Here is a 21,121-nt window from a genome sequence, read left to right as displayed (position 1 = left end):
GCATCACGTGGCCCGTATTGTTATGAAATTTGGCGGCACGTCCGTGGCCGACCTTGACCGCATCCGGAATGTGGCGGGTTTAGTCGAGGATGAAATCCGCGCCGGTCACGAGGTGGCCGTTGTGGTCTCCGCGATGAGCGGAGAAACCAACCGTTTGGTCGCCTTTGTCGACGCACTGGCGGGAGATAGTCTTGATGGCGATGATATTGAAGATGAGCATGACGTCGTTGTCGCCTCCGGCGAGCAGGTGACGTCCGGATTGCTGACCATTGCGCTACGTCGCCGCGGGCTCAAAGCGCGCAGCTGGCTGGGCTGGCAAATCCCGCTACGCACGGATTTTGCCTATTCTAAAGCCCGCATATCCGGCATTCAATCTCCGAATATGGACGCGTCATTAAAAGATGGCGTGGTCGGCGTATGCGCAGGCTTTCAGGGCCTGACAGCGGATGACCGCATCTCGACGCTGGGGCGCGGCGGATCCGACACATCGGCGGTTGCGCTGGCTGTGGCGCTCAAAGCTGACCGCTGCGATATCTACACTGATGTCGACGGCATATATACGACCGACCCGCGCATTGTGCCCGACGCCGTTCGCCTCAATAAAATATCATTTGAAGAAATGCTGGAACTGGCCAGTCTAGGCGCCAAAGTGCTGCAGACGCGTAGCGTCGAACTGGCCATGAATAATAATCTGCCGATCCGCGTGCTGACCAGCATGGCCGGCGCCGGCGCGCATAACCCGGGCACGATTGTGTGCAATGAGGAGGAAAATATGGAAGAACGTGTCGTCAGCGGCGTCGCCTATAGCCGCGATGAAGCCCAGATCACCTTGCTGCGTCTGGCTGACAGACCCGGCATTGTCGCCCGGATTACCCGCGCCATGAGCGAGGCCAATATTATCGTTGATATGATCGTGCAGGGCATCTCGTCTAAAGACGATGTGGCCAATATGACCTTCACCGTCGGTAAGCGAGATGTCGAAAAGGCTCTGGCGACGCTCGAAGCTTCCAGAGCCGATATTGGCTTCGAGGCCATTAAATATGATGACAAGGTCAGCAAGGTCTCAATCGTCGGCATCGGAATGCGCAGCCATACCGGCGTTGCACAAACCATGTTCGAAGCCCTGGCCGAGCGCAATATAAATGTCAAAGTTATTGCCACATCCGAGATTAAGATTAGCGTTTTAATTGATGCTGAGTATACTGAACTTGCAGTGCGCGCGCTTCATGGCGCGTTCGGGCTGAACAAGGCTTAACCCAACATTTAAAGACGGAGTTTATGACCGAAAACACGCTTGTAGGACCGACTTTAGCATTGCTGCGCCGTATTCGCGCGCTGATGCAAAGCGAGGTCGCGGTTCAGGCGCGTCTGGATCAATTCGTCGAAGTTATCGCCGCGCATATGCAGGCGGACGTGGCCTCCATTTATCTGCAGCGCGGCGGCGGCTCGCTTGAGCTGTGCGCAACCGAAGGTCTGGACAAAGTGGCGGTGCATAAAACCCGTTTGGAATCCGGACAGGGCCTTGTCGGTCAGGTCGCCTATACGGCGCGCCCGCTCAATCTGGCCGAAGCCAAAGATCACCCCATGTTTGCCTATAAGCCGGAGACGGGCGAGGATAAGTTCCGCAGCTTTCTCGGCGTACCGATATTGCGCGGCGGCCGGACCCTTGGCGTTTTAGTCATCCAGTCGATTAATGCGCGCAGTTTTAACGAGGTCGAAGTCGAAACGCTGCAAACCGTGGCGATGATTCTGGCTGAGATCGCGGTCGAAGACGAGCGTGCGGGCGGGGCTAAACGTCGACTTAAAGGTATTGCGCTGATCCCCAGCAAGCCGGAATATTTCAAGGGGAAAACATTTTCAGGCGGCCTGACACGCGGGCAGGCTTATCTCCATGTTGCGCCGACTCTCGCCGGAAAGCTGATCGCCGATAACCCCCAAGAGGAAGAAGCGCGCCTCAATCAGGCCATATCACGCCTTCGTGCCTCGGTTGATATTATGGTGTCCGGCGAGGCGGCCAGCCTGTCGCGGGCGAGCAAAGAAATCTTCGAAGCTTACCGCCTTTTTGCTTATGACCGCAAATGGGTCGAGCGTCTTCGCGAAGCCGTGCAGAGCGGGCTTACCGCAGAAGCCGCCGTAGAACGCGTCCGTAATGAGCACCGCGCGCGGTTAATGAAGGCCCGCGATCCCTATTTGCGCGCGCGTCTCCACGATCTGGAGGATCTTGCCAATCGCCTCTTACGTATGCTCTCGGGTGAGATGCCGGACGGCGGCAAGCGCGAAACCGGCGATAATGCCATCCTCTTTGCACGCGATCTCGGGCCGGCCGAGCTGCTGGACTATGATCTGCACTCACTGGTTGGCGTTGTTCTCGAAGAGGGCTCACCCAGCAGCCATATGGCGATTATTTGCCGCGCCATGGGACTGCCGCTTCTGGGCCGCGCCGAAGGCGTGTTAGACCAGATTGAGACCGGCGATAATGTCCTGCTGGATTGCGAGCAGGCGACAGTCTTTATCCGCCCGCTGGAAAATCAGATCGATAGTTTTGACATGCGTCTTGGCGTGTTGGGTGAAATGGCGAAAGTCTATGAAGCCCAGCGCGGCATCCCCGCCGTCACGAAAGACGGACGCGCTATTTCGCTACAGCTTAATGCCGGCCTGCTCGTCGACATGCCGCATTTGCTGCGCTTCGGCGCGGACGGGATCGGCCTGTTCCGCACAGAGTTTCAATTTATGGTCTCCGAGGTTATGCCCCGTATGCAGGCCCAGACCGATTTTTACCGCAAGGCCATAGAGTCGGCCAAAGGCAAGCCCGTTACCTTCCGTACGCTGGATCTGGGAGGTGATAAGATATTGCCCTATAGCGAGCCCGTGCCCGAGGAAAATCCGGCGCTGGGCTGGCGCTCCATCCGTATCGCGCTCGATCGCCCCGGCCTGATGCGCTATCAACTCCGCGCGCTGATTAGCGCAGGCGAGGGCGAGCTTTTGCGCATCATGTTCCCCATGGTGGCGACGGTTGACGAATTTATCTCAGCCAAAGCGCTGGTCATGCGAGAGCTACAACGCGCCAGCCAATTGGGCCATTCCTTACCGCGCAAGGTCGAAATCGGCGTTATGCTGGAAACTCCCGCTTTGGCCTGGGCCACGCAGGCGATTTGCCGTTATGCCGATTTTGTCTCCGTCGGGGCGAATGATCTGATGCAGTTTTTCTTTGCCGCCGACCGTGATAATGCCCGCGTTTCCGACCGCTACGACCCGCTTCATCCGGCGTCGCTGTCTATGCTTAAATTTATCGCCGATAGCTGCCACCGCAATGACACGCCGATCTCATTATGCGGGGAAATGGCCGGACGACCGCTCGAGGCCTGCGCGCTCATCGCGCTGGGCTTTGATACATTATCAATGTCCGTGACAGGCATCGGGCCGGTCAAAGCGGCGACTTTGGCGCTGGATGCCGCCAAATTAAAATCCGTCATTGAGCCATTGCTGCGTTTTGAAAGCCCGGTCAGCAGCCTGCGCAACGCCATTGCTGAGTTTTGCGAAGGCGAAGGTATCCCGGTTTAACCTTCATTTATCTTGCCAGTGCTCCGGCTGTAGCCCCATGCCGATGGCCCGGGCCAGCAGGCCTTGAATCTGCGGAAACCTATTTATAACCTTTAGAATTTTGGGTGGATCAAGATGTTTGCCCGCATTTAGCGCGGGAACCAATACACGTTTATGGGCCGTGATTTGTATAGCCTGGGTGATGCGCGCGGCGCGTTCCCGGCGGTCCTGCACGGCTTTCAAATTGCGGATTTCAGGACGCCCCCTGCTAAACACCGGGCCAAGAATACGCGCTGCCGCCGCCGCGTCCTGCACGGCAAGATTAATGCCGACGCCGCCAATAGGAGACATAGCGTGGGCGGCGTCCCCAATGCATAAAAGTCCGTCTTTATACCACCGCGTCAGGCGGTTGACTTGAACGGTAAGCAATTTGACATCATCCCAGGATTTCAGCGCGGCGACATCTGCCGTTAATTGCGGTTTAATTGCAGCGATACGGGTTTTGAAAGCAGCTAATCCGTCAAGGCGAATGTGATCGGCGCTCCCCTTTAAAAAAGGCAGCGCGCATTGCCAGTACTCACCCCGGTTGATCTGAACCAAAAAACCGGATGCATTTGCAGTGCCCATGGATTCAGAATTGTTACCATCCTGACGCGGGAGCCGGAACCAGAACACATCGATGGGCGCGCCAATGTCTTTAAGAGGTAATTTGGACGCGGCGCGCAAGCAAGAGTTACGGCCGTCTGCCGCGACGCAAAGATCTGCGCGGATATTGACAGGCCCGCCGGCGCCTATGGCCGTTATACCGCCTACGCGTCCGCCGTTTTCAATCAAGCCCGTCGCTTCGGTCGATTGTAGCAATTTGAAATTTGACAATTTACGGGCTTTACGTGCGATAAAGTCCAGTAAATCCCATTGCGGCATCATCGCAATATAAGGCGCGGGCACATTAAGCTGTGTGAAGTCGGCTAAACTGAACTCCTGTCCCGAAACGGTAACTTTGATGCGCTCAGTCTTTTGATGGGGCAAGGTTAAGAGCTCGTCTAAATACCCAAGCTCATTAAAAAGTTGAAGCGTCGACGGATGAACCGTATCGCCGCGAAAATCGCGCAAAAAATCGGCATGTTTTTCTAAAACAACGACGTCAACGCCCTGCCGTGCCAAAAGATAGCCCAGCATAAGGCCCGCCGGTCCGCCGCCGGCTATGCAGCATTGTGTTTCAAGGTCGGTCATAAACAGCTCTCAAACCCGTTTTGACAAAATCTGTAGCCGTTGTATGCCGACAGTAACGTTAAGGCAATGTCACGCCTATTGCAGTGCAATTCGGGGAGCGCTCTATGAACAAGCAGTGGAATTTTGGATTTGGCATAGCCGTGTTGCTGCTGTTTATTATCTTCACCGCCCGCTCACTGTTGACCGCGCCGCCGGCGGTTGATCCTGATCATGCCTTTCAAACCGAGCGCGCATTTTCGCGCCTGTCACGGATATTGGGGGATGAACGTTCCCATCCTGTCGACAGTGAGGCCAATGATGCGGTGCGCGGCCGTCTGCTTGGCGAGATCACGGCGCTGGGGTTTACCCCCATTATCAGAGACGATTTTCATTGCGTAACCTCTTGGGGCGCGATGAGTTGCGCGCGCGTCCAAAATGTCATGTTCTGGGTCACTGCGCCCGGCGACGACGCTATTGTGCTGGCCTCTCATTATGACAGCGTCGCCGCCGGACCTGGCGCGGCTGATGACGGCTCCGGCGTTGCGGTCAGCTTAGAGGTCGCCTCACTTATAAAACCCCGTAATATGCAGCGTCCCGTTCTGGTTCTCATCACAGACGGCGAAGAAACGGGCCTGATCGGCGCGGCATCCTTTGTGAAAAATGATCCTCTGGCCAAAAATGTCGGCGCGGTCATTAGCATGGAAGCGCGCGGCAATACTGGCCGCGTGTCCATGTTTGAAACCGGTACGCCCAATGGTCGCGACATTTCCGTATTGTCGATGAAAGGCACGAAGCCAGCCAGCAGCTCCTTGATTGCTAATATTTACGACATTATGCCCAATGGTACGGACGTTACAGAATATAAAGCGCTCGATATTGACGTGGCCAATTACGCTATGGCGAGCGACCCTGAATTTTATCATACGCCCGGTGATAATCTGGCTAATCTAAGCCGGGGCGCACTATTTCATATGGGCGCTAATGCGCTGGCCGCTGTCGAGGCTTATGACGCGCAATCTCACGGCCAAGGCGATGGCCAGTGGATGTATACGGATGTCTTCGGGATATTTATTATTAAATTGCCGCAAATCCTGGCGCTGCCTTTTGTTATATTCGGCGCAATTCTGGTGCTCGCGGCTTATGCCCGCCGGCGGGAAGGCCGTCTGATAACGCCGCTTCTCGTGCCGCCTGCCGCGCTGTTTAGCGGCGTCGGTCTGGCGATTGGCCTGACCGCTCTTGTCGCCCTTATGCGGCCCGAACTTTATTACGCTGCGGCCAATGCCTGGGCTATTCGCGGCGTTCAAAACGGCGCGGCTCTGCTCGGCGCAGTATTAGTGCTGGCCGTGATAGCCAAAAATATAGACCCGCTGCGCCTGACTTTATCGGGATGGCTGTGGCTGGCGCTTCTTGGAGGCGTGTCGACGGTTTTCATTCCCGGCACGGCGATACTCTTTTCGCTTCCCCTGCTGATTGCGGGGATTGGCGCAGTGCTGGCGCTTACGGGCCGCCTCGCGATTGCTAAAGCCTGTCTCTTTATCGGCGCGCTTATCTTTGCGGCCTTTAGCGTCATGACGACTGCAGTGGGCGAGGTCATGCTCTTCCCCGAACATGCTGCGCCGTTCACGGCTCTGCTCGTCCTGAGTTTCACACTTATCGCGCCGTTATTTTGGACCCCTGTGAAGGCTAATCGCCGCGCCATCTGGGCATGGCCGGTTGCTGGCTCTGCGCTTAGCGCAGTCTTTGTCATCGCCGCGATGATTGTCCCGGCCTATAGCGCAGAGTCTCCGCGCGGGCTGTCCGTTATGCATATCGGATCGGATCAGTCAGGCGGCGCGCAATATGCCGTTCGCACGGCGGATCCTCTGCCTCTATCAATGTTAGAAAAACAAGACTTTATACCGGCAAAGCTCGACGGATTTAACGGCGACTATATGACGGCTGCCGCGCCTGATCTGGACATGTCCGCGCCGGTTATTGAGATCATATCTGATGAAACGCTGGGGGATAACCGCCGGATGGAGATGCGCATTACGGGCGCGCAAAGTGACGTTATTGATGCGCGCATTAAAGGCGATTCCCTAACTGTAAACAGCCTGACGATTAATGGATTTAGTCGCGAGGGAAATTGGGCCGGATTTCGCTGCACGGGCCGGAGCTGCCGCGAGCTTGCCGTCACTCTCGACTTTAACCGCGCGGCAAGCGTGCCATCGCTAACGCTGACCGCCTATCGGTATGGTCTGGGAGAAGAGAGCCGGGACCTGCTTGCCGCGCTCCCTGACTGGGCGCTGCCGCAGCATGGGGGTGATATGCGGGTGACGCGCAATATTGTGGCACTTGATTAGGGGGCTTGCCGCTTGACTCTACCCGTCATCCCCCCAACATCCCAATTATGAGCCCCGTTCCCGCCATAATCCCGTCTCTCGCCCGCGCCTTTGAGGCCGAGCGCGAGGGGCTGCGTGCTGAATTGTCTGAAAGTGATCTGGGCGCAGCGCAGACCGTGCGGCTGGCCCGCCGCGCTTTGGACCGGACAGGCGCGCAATTCGCTGAATCGACGGCTGATCCCGCCGTGCAAAAAGCCGGGTTATGGCTTCTGGAAATGGTCAAAACCGGTGCAGGCGTGCTTGATACCGGCGCGCGCGCTGATGTGGTCTGGCGTGAAGCCCCGCCGCGACAACCGATTAAAATTGCGGGCGGGACGTTATTTTACGGCGCGGCTTTGTTTTTCGCAGGCGTAGGTCTGGTACAGGATATACCGCTTTTGATGTGGGCGTCGGGCATATTGGCGGCGCTTCGGGCCTTTGATCCGTCGCATTTTAAAGGGCTGGGCCGTTTCCTAACATTCTGGCGGGCCAAACCGATGGCGCTGGACGGCCCTGACGGGCGCCGCCATTTGGCCGAAGCGCGCGTCAGTGTCGATAGCGCCGGATTTGTCGACAGTCTGGCTGACGCTCTGCGCACGGCTGACCATATTTTAATGCGCCTGTCTGAACCCATGCCCGACACACAATGGTATGATAATTCACGCGTGACAGGCTTGATGCAGAGCCTTCTTGAAGCCCACGGGGCAGGCGACGGGGATTTTGCGCTGCGCGTGATTGAAACGGAATTAAACTCTGTTCTTGCCAGTGAAGGTATTCGTGCTGTGAATTATAATAGCAAAGACAAGCGTCTGTTTGACGTTCTGCCCGCGCTGGACACGGATATGGACAGCCCGCAAGGCGCGCCCGCTCTTGTCGTTGATGAGCGCGTCTTGAAACGCGGCACTGTTTGGAAATCACAGTCATGAAAGACCGCCAGATTGAATTTATCGGCTATGATTTAGGCCATGGCGAAACCGCTATTGGCCGCGCGCATAGCGGATCGCACCGCGAACCGGAAATCTTAGAATATCACGGCGAACGCACCTTTGTCTCCGCCGTGGCCAAGACGGGACGCGAAGTGCGTATCGGCGCGGACGCGGTCAATATTGCCGCGCTTAGCCCGCGTAAAATCGGCGCGAAGCAACAGATTTGGGTCAAGTTTAAGAGCCGTGACCTGACGCAATCAGACGTTAAAATTCCGACGCAACTCTTTACCAAAACGCTGTTTAAAGGGCTGACTGAAGAGGCCCAGATTCAGGGGCCGTCCAAGAGCCGCTTTATTGTCGGCTGTCCGTCCGGTTGGAGCGGAGATGACCGCGAAATTTACGCGGATGTGTTCCGCGAAGCCGGGCTGAAAACCTGCCGCGTTGTGCCTGAGAGCCGCGCGGCGCTGATGACGGCGTTAGAGCAGGGCTATCTGTCGCTGCAGGCCGCTCGCGATAGCGTGCTGATCGTTGACATTGGAAGTTCGACCACAGATTTTACCTATTGCCGCGATATGAACGCCGAAGATGTCGGCCATAATTTCCTAGGCTCCGGCCTGCTGGACCGCTTGATTTTCGACCGGAATTTAGCGCGGCAAAAATCACGCAAACAGATTGAGAAACTGATCGCGGCTTATCCGCAATATCAGCCGATCATGGAATATTGGTGCCGGTTGGCGAAAGAAGAATATTTCAACGGCACGGATGTTCCTGTCGAAATGATCCGGCGACTGCCGGTTGCGGGCGGCGTTTATTTTGAAATCCGCATTGATAAAACCGATGCCGATGCCATCCTGTCCATGCCGATAAAAGCGCTGAACGGCTATAACTGGCCGGATGCCTTTGATTTTGCGCTGCGCGAAACATTAGAGGCGCTGGGCGAGCGGGCGCCGGAGACTGTACTATTGACCGGCGGAGCGTCTCGCCTGCCTTTAATAGCGCCGGCCACGAAGCGCGCTTTCGCCGACAGCACGGTCGTGCGCGGCGCAGAGCCGGAATTTGCCATTGCGCGCGGTCTCGCCTGGCTCGGCCGGTTCGAATATCTTCACGCGGCCTTTAAAGCCGCCGTGACGGAGCTCACCGATCCGGGCGGCGAAGTGCGCCTGATTGCGCGCGACGCGGGCGATGATTTGGGCGATCTGCTGGCCCCTGCGCTTGTCGACGCGCTGATCGAATATTGCGTTATTCCGGTGTTTCAGGACTGGCGGCGCGGCGATATTGCCCGCTTAAATGATGTTGAATTGGTGTTGCAGGAGCGGGTGCGCAGCTGGCTTGTCAGCGAGCAGGCCCGCGATGCCCTGCGCCCCGTCATTGATGAATGGTTTGCGCGGTTGCAGCGCAATATCGAAAAAGTCACCGATCCGCTATGCCGGGATCACGGCCTGCCGGCCATGGTGCTGTCGCTGGATGATAGCGCGCATATCTCGCGCCACCTTGAAGGACTGTCCGTCGGCTCTCCGCAGCTGGCAAATCTGGAGCAGGACACGGCGATTGCGGGAACCACAATATCCGCCATTTTGATCGGAGTTATTCTGGCCAAAGCGCAGCTTCTTGTTCCGCTTATGGCCCATCCGCTGACGTTTATTATTGCGGCGGGCGCGGGCGTGGGCAGCATTGTGTTTGGGCGCAAAGCGCTGGAAGGCAAAATGCGCTCGGCCAGAATACCCGTGTTAGCGCGGCGTATGATGACGGATAAACGCCTCAAACGCGCCGCCGCAGAGCATCGCACAGAGCTGATCGGGGCCGTGCAGACTGCGTGGTCAGGCAATGCATCGGAAAAGGTTCATGCGGATTTGACCGAAACCCTGCAGCGGGCCCTGATTGAGCGCACGGATGAACGCGCCGTTTTGTTTTTAATCTAAACTCTTTTTAAGCCGCGCCCGGCGCGTAGCGCTTGATTTGTCCAGGTTCGCGGCTAAGAGGAAGTCATTATGCCGGATAAATTATTCTACCCATTTGCTGTTGTGCTTATCGCCGCGATGGTGGTCGGCGCACTGTTTGCAGGCGGGCAAGCCCAATTACGCAAGCAGCCCGACATAGACCCTGTCGCCGACGGTTATACCGTTGACGGCGAGGGCTTGCGCGCGCTTATCGCCTCTCCGGGCACAACGGTGCGCTATGCCGGTGAACTGGATCTTGCGGGCGAATATGCGATCGCGGTGGCCCATATGACCCGCGCGGCAGCGCCGCCAAGTGCGGGCGTATTTGCCGAACTTCGCCCTGTATATGAAGCGGCATTTGCGGAAAAACCGATTATCGTCACCGTGCGCGCCCGCGCCGGACGTGATAACCCGGCCGAGCAATTTGCCGCCGCCTATTATACCGCCGGTGTCGGGGATAGCGGTTTAAAGACATTCACATTGACGGATACATTTGAAGATTACAGTTTCACGTTTACGCCAAATAAACCGAAAGGCGATCCGGGTACGGATTTCGTCGGGATTTGGCCGGATATGTCAGGGCAAAGCAAAACAATTGAGATCGAACGCTTTAGCGTTAATATTGCCCCGTAAAACCGGAGTATGGCGCTAAAGAAATTCAGATTTTTGGCGGCGCTTTAAATCATCGACCACCTTTTTCACATCCTGAACTCTGTCCATATGCGAGACTAATACGGCGCCGTCTTGAACAACGACCACCATATTTTCCAGACCTAATGTGGCGACATAGGCGCCGTCCGTGTGGATCAATGTATTGACCGTATCAATGGCGTTAACAGGGCCTTTTATGGCATTGCCGCGGCTGTCTTTGCCGCGCTCCCACAGCGCGCGCCAAGAGCCGATATCGCTCCATCCAATATCGGCCGGAACGACGGCCGCGCGGGCGGTTCGCTCCATAATCGCGTAATCAATGGAGTCAGACGGGCAGGCCGAGAAGGCGTCTTCGTCCAGCACCCATCCTGAATTATCCAGCGCGGCCTCGCTATAAGCGGTTTCGCAGGCGCTGAGAATATCCGGACAAAATGCGCGCATCTCACGCAGCAGATTTTCCGGTTTGAACAGGAATATACCCGCATTCCAGAAATAATCCGCGCCGGCTATATATTGCTCGGCGGTCGCAAGGTCGGGCTTTTCTTTAAAGGCTTTGACGGTGAAGCCGCTATTGCCCAACGCCAGACCCTGCTGGATATAGCCGTAACCGGTCTCAGCCCGGCTGGGCGTAATCCCGAATGTCACCAGATAATCGTTCTGCGCTATCTCTGCGGCGGCGCTGACTGCGCGGTGCAGGGCCTCTGTGTCTTGAATATGGTGGTCAGCGGGGGCGAGCAAAATCAGCGCATCGGGATCAATCTGCGCGGCGGCTAAGGCGGCGACAGCAGCGCAGGGCGCGGTATTGCGTCCGACCGGCTCGACAATGACTTTGGACGGCGGCAGTCCAACATCGATCAATTGCTGGCTGATCTCCTTACCATGGGCAGCGTTGCAAATAATCATCGGCGCGAGGAACGTCCCGTCCGGGAAATCTCCGGCCAAGCGCAGCGCGGTATCCTGAATCATCGTATGTTCGCTCACCAGCGACAAAAGCTGTTTTGGTGCTTTTTTGCGCGACGCCGGCCAAAGGCGCGTGCCGCTGCCGCCGGACATGATGACGGGAATAATTTTAATCATGACGTCTCCTGAAGGCCGGATATCCGGCAAGCTTCGGTGATAGCGCTAAAGATATGGTAAAATGTGCTGACGGGAACGGACTGCGCGATCATCTCGCCGTCCGGGCCGAATTGATCATTCCACAATCCGTCACTGCGCAAATATTCGCGCGTTAATCCGGTGAGTATGGCCGCGGCCATATCGGCGCTGTGCGCAATGCCCGCTTCGGTCTGCGCCAGATGCGCTTTGAGCAGCTCGCACTGTACCCAGAGCCGCCGCGTCGAGCGCATGGGCGAGCCGTCTGTATGGCATTCGTCAATCAGCCAAATGCGCGAGCCGGAATGCGCCATGACATTATCATAAAGCGCGTTAGCATAGGCGCTCACATCAACCGATGTGCGTTTTTCATATTCGCGCAGCAGCCATATCCATTCGGCGGCATGACCCGGCTCAACGCCGGTTTCGCCGCGGCGCTTTAACAGCAGCCAGTCGGGACCGAAATATTCGCATACCCGCGAGCGCTCCGCGTCAAAGAAATAGCGTTTAAACAGCTGATAAATCTTGGTCGCGCGGTAAAGATAGCGCTCGTCTCCGGTCGCATCATATAGCGCCAGAAAGGCTTCAAATAGATGCATGTGCGGATTTTGCCGCCGGGGAAATGTCGGGGGGATGCCCTCGGTAAATCCTTCTTCTGCGCTCATCGTCTCGTCGATGAAATCGACCACTTCCGCCGCCCGTTGCAGGGACGCCGCATTAAACACCCGTCCGTGCCAGGCCAGCGCCAAGAGATAAAAGGCATGATCATAAAAATCCCGGCGATCATCTTTCACAGTGAAATCGGGATTGACCAGATGGATATAGCCGCCGTCTTTATGACGAAAGCTGTTCATAAAATGCATCGCGTCTTCGACCACATCCTGACCTTTGAACCACCCCAAATGATGAGCGTAGGAATAAACGTAAATCTGCCGCGCCTGAACGCGCAATCGGCGCACGGTTTGCGGCTTGGCCGCGCCGCGTAAGGTCATGTCTTCATAGAACGCGCCTTTGCCGCCGCGTCCCTCATGCGCCCAAAACGGCAGGGCGCGACGCACGGCCCATTGCCGCGCATGACGCGCCGCTATCTTCAAAGCTGTGTGTGTATTGCCCACCATAAAAGCGGCATATCAGCAAAAGGCGAAAAAACTGTTACGCCCGCGCGCACATCTGCTTATAGATGCACAATGACTATTCTCGTGACAGGCGCTGCCGGTTTTATCGGCAGCCATCTTTGCCGCCGCCTGTTAAATGACGGTCGGCAGGTCGTAGGCGTGGACAGTTTGAATGATTATTACGATCCGGATTTGAAACGTGCACGGCTGCAAACACTGGCGGGATTTGACCGGTTTCGCTTTGCCCAGGTCGATTTGGCGCAGAGCGGCGCGCTCGAAGCCCAGGTCGATAAACAGACGATCACGCATATTGTGCATCTGGCCGCGCAAGCGGGGGTCCGCTACAGCCTCGAAAATCCTCATGCCTATGCGCAGTCCAACCTGATCGGGCATCTCAATATGCTCGAATTTGCGCGCGGCGCCAAAGCGCTCAAACATATGGCTTATGCGTCATCCTCCTCCGTCTATGGTGACCGCGCGGGCGGCCCGTTTGTTGAGACGGACGAGACGCGCAGCCCGGTCTCGCTTTATGCGGCGACAAAACTTGGCGGCGAAATGCTGTCGGAGAGTTATGCCCGGCTTTACGGTATTGCCTTGTCGGGCTTGCGGTTTTTCACGGTTTACGGCCCGTGGGGACGTCCCGATATGGCCTATTGGATTTTCACCGAAAAAATTCTGCGCGGGGAGCCGATTACGCTGTTTTCAGCCGGAGAGATGAGCCGCGATTTCACCTATATTGACGATATTACGGACGGCATTTCGCGGCTTTTAGAGACCGATGTGCCACGCCGTGACGGCCGCGCGCACGAAATTTATAATCTGGGTAATAATACGCCCAATGCTCTGATGGATTTGGTGGCGGCGGTGGAAGCGGCCTGTGGTCAGGAGGCGCAAAAAATATACGCGCCGCGTCAGGCCGGTGATGTCTCGCGGACTTTCGCGAGTATTGATGCCGCTAAAGCCGGGTTTGGATATAATCCGCAGACAAAAATTGCCGAAGGCATTCCGCGCTTCGTCAAATGGTATCGGGATTTTTATCAAGTTTAAGGCGCAGCGGACTGCAGAAACGCCAATCCAACGCCTTAATCGTCCAGATACCCCGTAAAACCGCACTTTTCAAAAGAACAATCCCCGCCTCTTCTATTTGCCCTATGTTTAAACTGTTCTTTTGGACCGGACAGGTAAGACGTCTCTTGCCCGCCAGAAGACGGTATTGGATCTGGGCGAGGTGAGGTTACGGCTCACATCAAACGGGTTTGGGAGCAGACTGCGCTGTGGACTGTGACCTTAGCGAGAGCCGCGTATCGGCCGTGAGATATCGCTGCGGGGATGGCATCTTCGTAAACACTAGAAAACTCTTTGGCAGCCTTCGGAGCTGCCGCCCCGCAGGCTTCCTGCTTACTTTGCGGCGCGCCGCCGCCGACCAACCCGGCGCGCATGTGGTCACCCGATGGGCCATCGCAGAATGGCGCTTGGACATGATTCTCGACAAATAATATAGCTATTTCGGCTTTCAATTCAGGTAAAACATTAAACTTTAATTCAGTTTTAGCCGAGATATATTCCGTAATTAAAGCGGCTTTAGCTTTCATTAAAGGGTAAAATTAATGAGGTGTAAACGGATTGCGAAAATGGCTTTCAATCTATGTGAATGTTTAATCTTGATTAACCCTAATCAGGTACAGTTTAATTATGACACAGAAAATCATTGAAATGGCGATAGAGCCGGGGGCGGAAGCGCTGCTGATAAAAATGGGCAAATCCATGGGAACGAAAGCACGGTCTAAAATTATGGACCGCGCGGTCAGTCATATCCGCGATGAATATCATATCACGCAAGTGACGGCGTGGTTCTCCGAGCCGCGTTTCGCGCCGTCGCGGCGCACAACATTACGTCTCTCGCCCGATAATGCAGACTGGCTCGCGGCACTGGCCGCAACCGTCGGCAAAAGCCGTCCGCTCGTTCTGCTCGATCTGGCCTATTTCGCTGCAGCAAATCTGGATAAAAGCGATTTAGAAGCGGCTTAATGATGATGAAATGGATTGTTCTATTAAGGGGCATAAATGTCGGCGGACATAACAAATTACCTATGGCAGAATTGCGGTCTTTGCTTGAGGGCATGGGATGTCATGACATCAAAACCTATATCCAATCGGGCAATTGTATATTTACCGCCCCCGAAACATCGGCAGGGGCGATAGAGCAAAAAATTCAGAGCGCTATTGATAAGGTATATGACTTCAAACCGCGAATTTTAGCGGTAACACGTGAAGATTTAAGGGCTACTCTGGCGGCCAACCCTTATCCGGTCGATGATGATAAAGGCGCGACCGTCCATTTTTTCTTTCTCGCGCAAGAGGCCATACAGGCAGACATGGACGCTCTGGATTCGCTTCGCGCAAGCGATGAGGCTTGGACCCTTACGCCCAAGGTCTTTTACCTTCACGCGCCGAGCGGCATCGGGCGATCTAAACTCGCCGCGCGCGCAGAAGCTAAATTAGGAGTGGCCGCGACAGCGCGAAATATAAAAACAGTGAAGAAGCTAGCGCAGCTTGCGGGCTAGCAGACTTATTGCGTACCGCTCGCTTCCGCCATGGCGTCCTCTGCGGGCATGCCGATAGCGTGGAAACCGCCGTCAACATGATGGGTTTCGCCCGTGCAGGACAGGCCCAGATCGGAGAGCAGATACAGTGCAGCGCCTGCAACGCCCACGGGGTCGGTATTGTCACGCAGCGCGGCGGCGGCTTTGTTGAACCGGAACATGTGACGGCCCGAGCCGATACCTGCGGCGGCGAGCGTTTTGATCGGACCGGCGGAGATGGCGTTGACGCGGATGCCGCGCGGACCCAGATCGGCGGCGATATAGCGCGTGCAGGCTTCCAGCGCAGCTTTGGCGACGCCCATAACATTGTAATTGGGGATGACGCGTTCGCTGCCCAGATAGGTGAGCGTGACCATGGCGCCGCCATCATTCATAATTTCGGATGCGCGGCGGGCGGCATCGACAAAGCTGAACGCGCTGATATCGAGCGCGGCTTTAAAGCCTTCGCGGGTTGTATTGTCGACAAAGCTTCCGGCGAGCTGATCTTTACCGGCAAAGGCAATGGCGTGGACAAGAAAGTCAATCTTGCCCCATTTGTCTTTGAGGGTGCCAAATGTATTATCCATGGTCGCGTCATCGGTAACGTCGCATTCGATCAGGATGTCAGAGCCGATGGACTCGGCCAAGGGGCGGACCCGGCGTTCAAGCGCTTCGCCCTGGAAAGTAAATGCGATTTCGGCGCCTTGCGCCGCGAGCTGTTGGGCAATGGCCCAGGCAATGGAGTTCTTATTCGCCACGCCCATAATAAGGCCGCGTTTGCCGGCCATTAATGTGCCTGTGGGGAAATCTTGATCAGCCATAGCCATAGTCCTTGTTCGTCAGAATGAATGAGCCGTCTTTTAACGCGGCGCGGCGGGCTTGGCTATGGCCATATTGGTTATGAGCAAATTGCTGTTATCTGGGAAGAAAATAAGCGGGCGCCAGTTCACGCAGGCCGCTCTCAACCCGGTTGATAGGAAGGTTGATAGCGTGACCTTTCATTTGCGGCTGCGCCAGTACGATTTTTAGAGTGTCGTAAATGTCCCAGGCTTCTTCGAACCGGTCCGCGGCGGCGTAGACCTGCGCCAGACCCATAAGATATGACGGGTTATGCGGGTCGGCGTTTACCGCTTTGGTCAGAGCAGCTTCCGCATCGAATTTTGCGGCGTCGCGCGGGACGTCAGACGTCTTCATCCGGGCCCGCGTAATACCGGCCAGATACAGCACGGCAGGGTCCGCGTCTTTGTCTTGCGCGGCTTTGACGAGAACCGGAAGCGCCTTGGCGCGTGTCTCGGAGTTTCGCGCCTGAGCGGCGGCCTTAATGAGCGGGCGCAGGTCAGCTTCAATGCTGTCATCCTGCGCCATTTGGGCGATATCGCGGCAGATTTCGCCAGACGGGTTCTTCTCGCACTGGCCTGAATATGTCAGGTATTTCTGCGCGGCGAGCCACGCCGCACGCGCCGTTTTCGGCCCGGCAAAGGGACGGGATAATTCATCAAGCTCTATCGGCGAGTCTGTCAGGGTTTTGCGCAGGCTCATCGCCAGCTTGGGCGCAGTGTCGGTCTGCACAATATTAACAGCGTCGCGCGGTAGCGGGAAGGGTTTCGTCACGTTATCGCGGGCCGCCAGCGTCCATGTATATTCTGTGCCCTTGGGATCATCCGGCCCGCGCGAGACATAGGAAATTTTATCAATCGGTGCGACTGCGCCGTAAAGACGCTGTAATATGGTGGGGTGAACAGGCCAATAATGATGGGCAAAGACGAGCTGCACATTACTCATATCACGGTCGGGGAAGGGTTTGGTTGACAGCGTGATTTGCGCGGCGTCCTGATCTTTATAGACCGCGGTTATGACGCCGTTTCGGTCTGTGATCTGGATATCTCCTTTGCGGCTTTTGGCTGAAAATCCGATTGCCGATTCCATCCAAAATGCGGGCAGGGACAAGCCTTTGCCAAGTTCGATTGTGTCGCGCGCGCCCTTATTGGTCATCATGGCGACAAGCCGCGTATTGCGGTGTGCGCCGGCATATAGGCTGTGATTTGAAAGCTGCGGCGCGCCGGTGGCTTGCGCCTCGACGGACAGATGCCGATCCATCTTAAAATCATATATGCGCAGCCGTTCGGGCTCGCCGGGGCGGGCATGGCTGATGGCGGCAAAGTCTGTGCCCATAATGAGGACAGCTTGACTAGTGATCTGGATATCAGAGCCATCAAGGCGTTTGCTCGTGACATCATATTTGAGCATTAATTGCGGCGTGTCACCGTCGCCGCGCAGCGTAAGATATTCTTCGGCGGTCAGGTAGAATGGCGCGGCGGGGAAGTCTGCCAATACGGGCGCTTCAGATATTTTTACACTTGGCTTGGCCTGAGGTTTAACGCTCTTATCAATGGCCAGATTTTCGCCGCGATCAATGGGGAGGTCTTTTTCGTCGACAATAGTTACGGGCACATCTATTTGGTCTTCAGGCACTTTTTGGCCGCCCGTGATAATGTCTTCGCCATCCGGCGGCGTGATTATTTCATCACCGGTCAGAATTTCGCTCCCGGCGCTGCCGGGCTCTATATCAGGCTCTGTTTGAGTCTCAAGGGGTTCAGTCTCCGGCGCGATAGGGTCAGGCGCTATAAGAATTGGCGCGTCACTTTTTTCGTTAGGCAGGGGCGTCGGGGCTACTTCGACGGGCTGAGGTATTGGCGTTTCATATAAAGGCGTGTCAGGCGCGGTTTTGTCCTGCGTGGTTTCGGGTGGCTCAGGCTGCGCCGGATCGGCTGGTTCAGGCGGCTGGATGTCGCCTTGACTATAAGCTTTATACGGGTCGAACGGCTCTGCGTCCTGTGCCAGAGCGGCAGGAGTAAAGCACAGACTGATAACGGCGCAATAGAGGAGAATTTTCATAGCTTTGCTTTGCCGCGCCGCGCAAATCCGGTCAAGCACGATATATCAGTTGACGTTAACGTAAACGTAAGGCATATACGGCTCATGACGCCCAGCGCCGCACATCCCAATACAGCATGGAGTATTTCCGATATGGCGGATATGCTGAATGTAACCCCGCGCGCGCTTCGCTTTTATGAAGATAAAGGCTTGATCCATCCACAGCGTATTAACGGCCAGCGCAGTTATGGTCTGCGCGAGCGTGCGCGCATGGACAATATATTGCGCGGCAAGCGTCTGGGCTTTTCGCTCGATGATATTCGCACTGTGCTTGATATTTATGACGGCAAAGTGCTCAGCCGCGAAGAATTACTGCGCCGTAAAAACGGCTTTGAGCAATTGATCGAGGATTTAAAAACCCAACGCGATGATATTGATATTGTGACAGAAAACCTGTCTTCGCTATGCGCGCGCATTGACGCCTTTGCCAACGACCCCGCGCGCGACGCGGCTACCTTTATGAATGCCCAGGCCTATGATGCGGTTCTGCGCCGCTATTTAGATGATGAACTTTTTGACGAACCTGCCGTTAGTGCAGCCCGAATTTAATGCTTACAGGAGCCTTTAATGCCGATTTATAATGCCCCCACACGAGATCAGAAATTTGTCATGCATGAAATGCTGAACGCCGTTCAGCTTTCAGAATATGAGAGGTTTGCCGATGTGGATACCGATTTGATTGACGCCGTTCTCGAAGAGAGCGCGAAATTTTCAACAGAGGTTCTGACGCCGCTTAATGTTGTTGGCGACCATGAAGGGTGCGTGCGTCACCCGGATGGAAGCGTGACAACGCCCACCGGATTTAAAGACGCTTTCAAGACGATGGCCGAAAATGGCTGGACGGCATTGGGCCATGATCCTGAATATGGCGGCCAAGGCCTGCCGGGTATTCTCAGCATCGCCGCCGGCGAAATGCAGAGCGCGGCCAATATGGCCTTTGCCATGTATCCTGGCCTGACCAATGGGGCGATCAAAGCGATTTCTATCGGCGGTAGCGCAGAGCAAAAAGCGGCCTATCTTCCCAAAATGGTATCGTGCGAATGGACAGGCACGATGAATTTGACCGAGCCGCATTGCGGCACGGATCTGGGCCTTTTAAAAACCAAAGCCGTTCCAAATTCCGACGGCAGTTATAAAATTTCCGGCCAGAAGATTTTTATCTCTGCCGGAGAACACGACATGTCTGACAATATCATCCATTTGGTATTGGCCCGCATTGAGGGCGCACCTGAAGGCGTGAAGGGAATATCCCTCTTTATCGTCCCTAAATTCAAGCTTGATGCCGATGGTAATGCCGGTGAGCGCAATGCGGTATCTTGCGGCTCTATTGAAGAGAAAATGGGCATTCACGGCAATTCGACATGCGTTATGAATTATGACGAAGCCGAAGGCTATATGATCGGCGAAGAAAACAAAGGCCTGCGCGTCATGTTCGTTATGATGAACCGCGCCCGCGTTGATGTCGGTATGCAGGGTTTGGCGCAATCCGAAGTCGCTTATCAGAACGCGGCCGCTTATGCCAAAGACCGCTTGCAGGGCCGCAGTCTGACGGGCCCCAAAAATGAAGACGGCCCCGCTGATCCGATTATCGTCCATCCTGATGTGCGCCGTATGCTCATGGAAACCAAAGCGTTTAACGAAGGCGCGCGGGCTCTGATTTATTGGGCGACACTTCTCGAAGACCTCGAAAATGTACATCCGGACGAAAAATTCCGTGAAAAATGCGATGATTATCTCGGCCTGTTGACGCCTGTGATTAAAGGCTATCTGACCGATAAAGCCATGCAAACCACAATTGATTGCCAGCAAATCTTTGGCGGTCACGGCTATATTGAAGAATGGGGCATGAGCCAATTTGTCCGCGATACCCGTATCGCCCTGATTTATGAAGGCGCAAATGGTATCCAGGCGCTTGACCTTGTCGGCCGCAAACTCGCCCGCAAAGGCGGCCGCGCCCTGATGACACTGAACGCGGAAATCGATGCGTTTTTGGCGGAAAATGGCGATAATGATAAATTGCCGGACTTCATGACGGGTCTGAAAACGGCCAAAGGCAAACTGACCGAAGCGACCATGTGGCTCATGCAAAACGGCATGACAAACCCCAATAATGCGGGCGCAGGCTCCGTTGATTATATGCATATGATGGGTCTGTCGACGCTGGCCTATATGTGGGCGATGATGGGCGTAACTGCGCAAAAAGCCATTGATAACGGCAGCAATGAAGATTTTTATGCCAACAAAATCATCACGGGCCGCTATTTCATGCTGCGCATGCTGCCCATGATGGACGCGCATTTGGCCAAGATCAAAACCGGCGCAGAGCCCGTTATGGCGCTTGATGCCGCAGCGTTTTAATTAATATGCCCACCCCCTCCGCTTCGACCTTGGGTCTCAGCACCTCCCCCGCCTTGGCGGTGGAGCCAGATGAAAGCTAACCCTAAAACAAGAGGTCAGGCGAAGGCGTTACGGAAAAAATTGACTGAAGCAGAATGGACATTATGGCATAAGCTAAAAGCCAAACAATTTTTCGGACTGCATTTTCGAAAGCAACATCCAATTGGACCATATATTACTGATTTCGCTTGCGTAAAAATAAAAGTGATAATCGAAGTGGATGGTGACAGTCATTATTTTGAAGTTGGCGTGAAAAAAGACGAAATTAGAACTGAATATTTAAATAATTTGGGATGGACGGTTTACCGTTATTCCAATGATGAAATTTACCATGAGGTCGATTCCGTGTTGGACGACCTTTATATAAAACTTGAG

18 protein-coding genes are annotated in these 21,121 nt (G+C 55.3%); 12 read left to right on the top strand and 6 right to left on the bottom strand.

What is annotated here, in order from left to right; genetic code table 11:
• The first annotated feature begins 7 nt into the window (after window positions 1–7).
• Both H142_RS0111995 and ptsP read left to right on the top strand, forming a co-directional pair.
• Window positions 8–1,255 (top strand): aspartate kinase, encoded by a 1,248-nt coding sequence (locus tag H142_RS0111995; protein WP_017932389.1) that lies wholly within the window; start codon window positions 8–10, stop codon window positions 1,253–1,255.
• A gap of 23 nt (window positions 1,256–1,278) precedes the next feature.
• Entirely contained in the window at window positions 1,279–3,561 is a 2,283-nt protein-coding gene (gene ptsP, locus H142_RS0111990; protein ID WP_017932388.1) for a phosphoenolpyruvate--protein phosphotransferase, read from the top strand.
• Window positions 3,562–3,564: 3 nt separating this feature from the next.
• On the opposite strand, the gene H142_RS0111985 is transcribed toward ptsP, so the two are convergent.
• Entirely contained in the window at window positions 3,565–4,773 is a 1,209-nt protein-coding gene (locus tag H142_RS0111985) for an FAD-dependent oxidoreductase (RefSeq protein ID WP_017932387.1), read from the bottom strand.
• A gap of 104 nt (window positions 4,774–4,877) precedes the next feature.
• Between H142_RS0111985 and H142_RS0111980 the strand changes: the two genes are divergently transcribed.
• The 4 genes from H142_RS0111980 to H142_RS15665 all read left to right on the top strand — a co-directional run bounded on the left by H142_RS0111980 (window position 4,878) and on the right by H142_RS15665 (window position 10,608).
• Window positions 4,878–7,094 (top strand): M28 family peptidase, encoded by a 2,217-nt coding sequence (locus H142_RS0111980; protein WP_017932386.1) that lies wholly within the window; start codon window positions 4,878–4,880, stop codon window positions 7,092–7,094.
• 47 nt (window positions 7,095–7,141) lie between these two features.
• The gene (locus tag H142_RS0111975; RefSeq protein ID WP_017932385.1) at window positions 7,142–8,038 is read left to right on the top strand and encodes a hypothetical protein; all 897 of its coding nucleotides are present in this window, start codon (window positions 7,142–7,144) and stop codon (window positions 8,036–8,038) included.
• The gene (locus H142_RS0111970) at window positions 8,020–9,957 is read left to right on the top strand and encodes an Hsp70 family protein (RefSeq protein WP_156812020.1); all 1,938 of its coding nucleotides are present in this window, start codon (window positions 8,020–8,022) and stop codon (window positions 9,955–9,957) included. The genes H142_RS0111975 and H142_RS0111970 overlap by 19 nt, the downstream gene beginning before the upstream one ends.
• 69 nt (window positions 9,958–10,026) lie before the next feature.
• Entirely contained in the window at window positions 10,027–10,608 is a 582-nt protein-coding gene (locus H142_RS15665; protein WP_017932383.1) for a hypothetical protein, read from the top strand.
• 15 nt (window positions 10,609–10,623) lie between these two features.
• On the opposite strand, the gene H142_RS15660 is transcribed toward H142_RS15665, so the two are convergent.
• Complete coding sequence (locus tag H142_RS15660) at window positions 10,624–11,703, bottom strand: mannose-1-phosphate guanylyltransferase/mannose-6-phosphate isomerase (protein ID WP_017932382.1); 1,080 nt, start codon at window positions 11,701–11,703, stop codon at window positions 10,624–10,626.
• Window positions 11,700–12,836: an AGE family epimerase/isomerase gene (locus tag H142_RS15655; RefSeq protein ID WP_083899035.1), complete on the bottom strand. Its 1,137-nt coding sequence runs from the start codon at window positions 12,834–12,836 to the stop codon at window positions 11,700–11,702. The genes H142_RS15660 and H142_RS15655 overlap by 4 nt, the downstream gene beginning before the upstream one ends.
• A gap of 69 nt (window positions 12,837–12,905) precedes the next feature.
• Here H142_RS15655 and H142_RS0111955 point away from each other — a divergent pair, with 69 nt between their 5' ends.
• Complete coding sequence (locus H142_RS0111955; RefSeq protein ID WP_026148028.1) at window positions 12,906–13,880, top strand: SDR family NAD(P)-dependent oxidoreductase; 975 nt, start codon at window positions 12,906–12,908, stop codon at window positions 13,878–13,880.
• A 194-nt stretch (window positions 13,881–14,074) separates the two neighbouring features.
• On the opposite strand, the gene H142_RS17110 is transcribed toward H142_RS0111955, so the two are convergent.
• On the bottom strand, window positions 14,075–14,425 hold the full coding sequence (locus tag H142_RS17110) for a hypothetical protein (RefSeq protein WP_017932379.1): 351 nt from the start codon (window positions 14,423–14,425) through the stop codon (window positions 14,075–14,077).
• Between the two features lie 100 nt (window positions 14,426–14,525).
• Here H142_RS17110 and H142_RS0111945 point away from each other — a divergent pair, with 100 nt between their 5' ends.
• Together H142_RS0111945 and H142_RS0111940 are read left to right on the top strand one after the other, a co-directional pair.
• On the top strand, window positions 14,526–14,861 hold the full coding sequence (locus tag H142_RS0111945; protein ID WP_017932378.1) for a hypothetical protein: 336 nt from the start codon (window positions 14,526–14,528) through the stop codon (window positions 14,859–14,861).
• 2 nt (window positions 14,862–14,863) lie between these two features.
• On the top strand, window positions 14,864–15,397 hold the full coding sequence (locus H142_RS0111940) for a DUF1697 domain-containing protein (RefSeq protein ID WP_026148027.1): 534 nt from the start codon (window positions 14,864–14,866) through the stop codon (window positions 15,395–15,397).
• A gap of 5 nt (window positions 15,398–15,402) precedes the next feature.
• Here H142_RS0111940 and H142_RS0111935 read toward each other — a convergent pair whose 3' ends face one another.
• Window positions 15,403–16,236: an enoyl-ACP reductase FabI gene (locus tag H142_RS0111935; protein ID WP_033315319.1), complete on the bottom strand. Its 834-nt coding sequence runs from the start codon at window positions 16,234–16,236 to the stop codon at window positions 15,403–15,405.
• 94 nt (window positions 16,237–16,330) lie between these two features.
• Window positions 16,331–18,310 carry a tetratricopeptide repeat protein gene (locus tag H142_RS0111930; protein WP_017932375.1) on the bottom strand — a complete coding sequence of 660 codons (1,980 nt, stop codon included), beginning with the start codon at window positions 18,308–18,310 and terminating at the stop codon, window positions 16,331–16,333.
• Between the two features lie 84 nt (window positions 18,311–18,394).
• On the opposite strand from H142_RS0111930, the gene H142_RS15650 reads away from it, so the two are divergent.
• The 3 genes from H142_RS15650 to H142_RS0111915 all read left to right on the top strand — a co-directional run.
• The gene (locus tag H142_RS15650; protein ID WP_017932374.1) at window positions 18,395–18,898 is read left to right on the top strand and encodes a MerR family transcriptional regulator; all 504 of its coding nucleotides are present in this window, start codon (window positions 18,395–18,397) and stop codon (window positions 18,896–18,898) included.
• Between the two features lie 18 nt (window positions 18,899–18,916).
• The gene (locus tag H142_RS0111920; protein ID WP_017932373.1) at window positions 18,917–20,707 is read left to right on the top strand and encodes an acyl-CoA dehydrogenase C-terminal domain-containing protein; all 1,791 of its coding nucleotides are present in this window, start codon (window positions 18,917–18,919) and stop codon (window positions 20,705–20,707) included.
• A 69-nt stretch (window positions 20,708–20,776) separates the two neighbouring features.
• The coding region (locus H142_RS0111915; RefSeq protein WP_017932372.1) for an endonuclease domain-containing protein at window positions 20,777–21,121 on the top strand (345 nt) is incomplete at its 3' end.

This window comes from Robiginitomaculum antarcticum DSM 21748 (genome assembly GCF_000365025.1).
In the GTDB taxonomy this organism is placed as follows: Bacteria; Pseudomonadota; Alphaproteobacteria; order Caulobacterales; family Maricaulaceae; genus Robiginitomaculum; species Robiginitomaculum antarcticum.
Note: the sequence above shows the minus strand (reverse complement) of the source record. Positions and strands in the feature narration are given on the sequence as shown.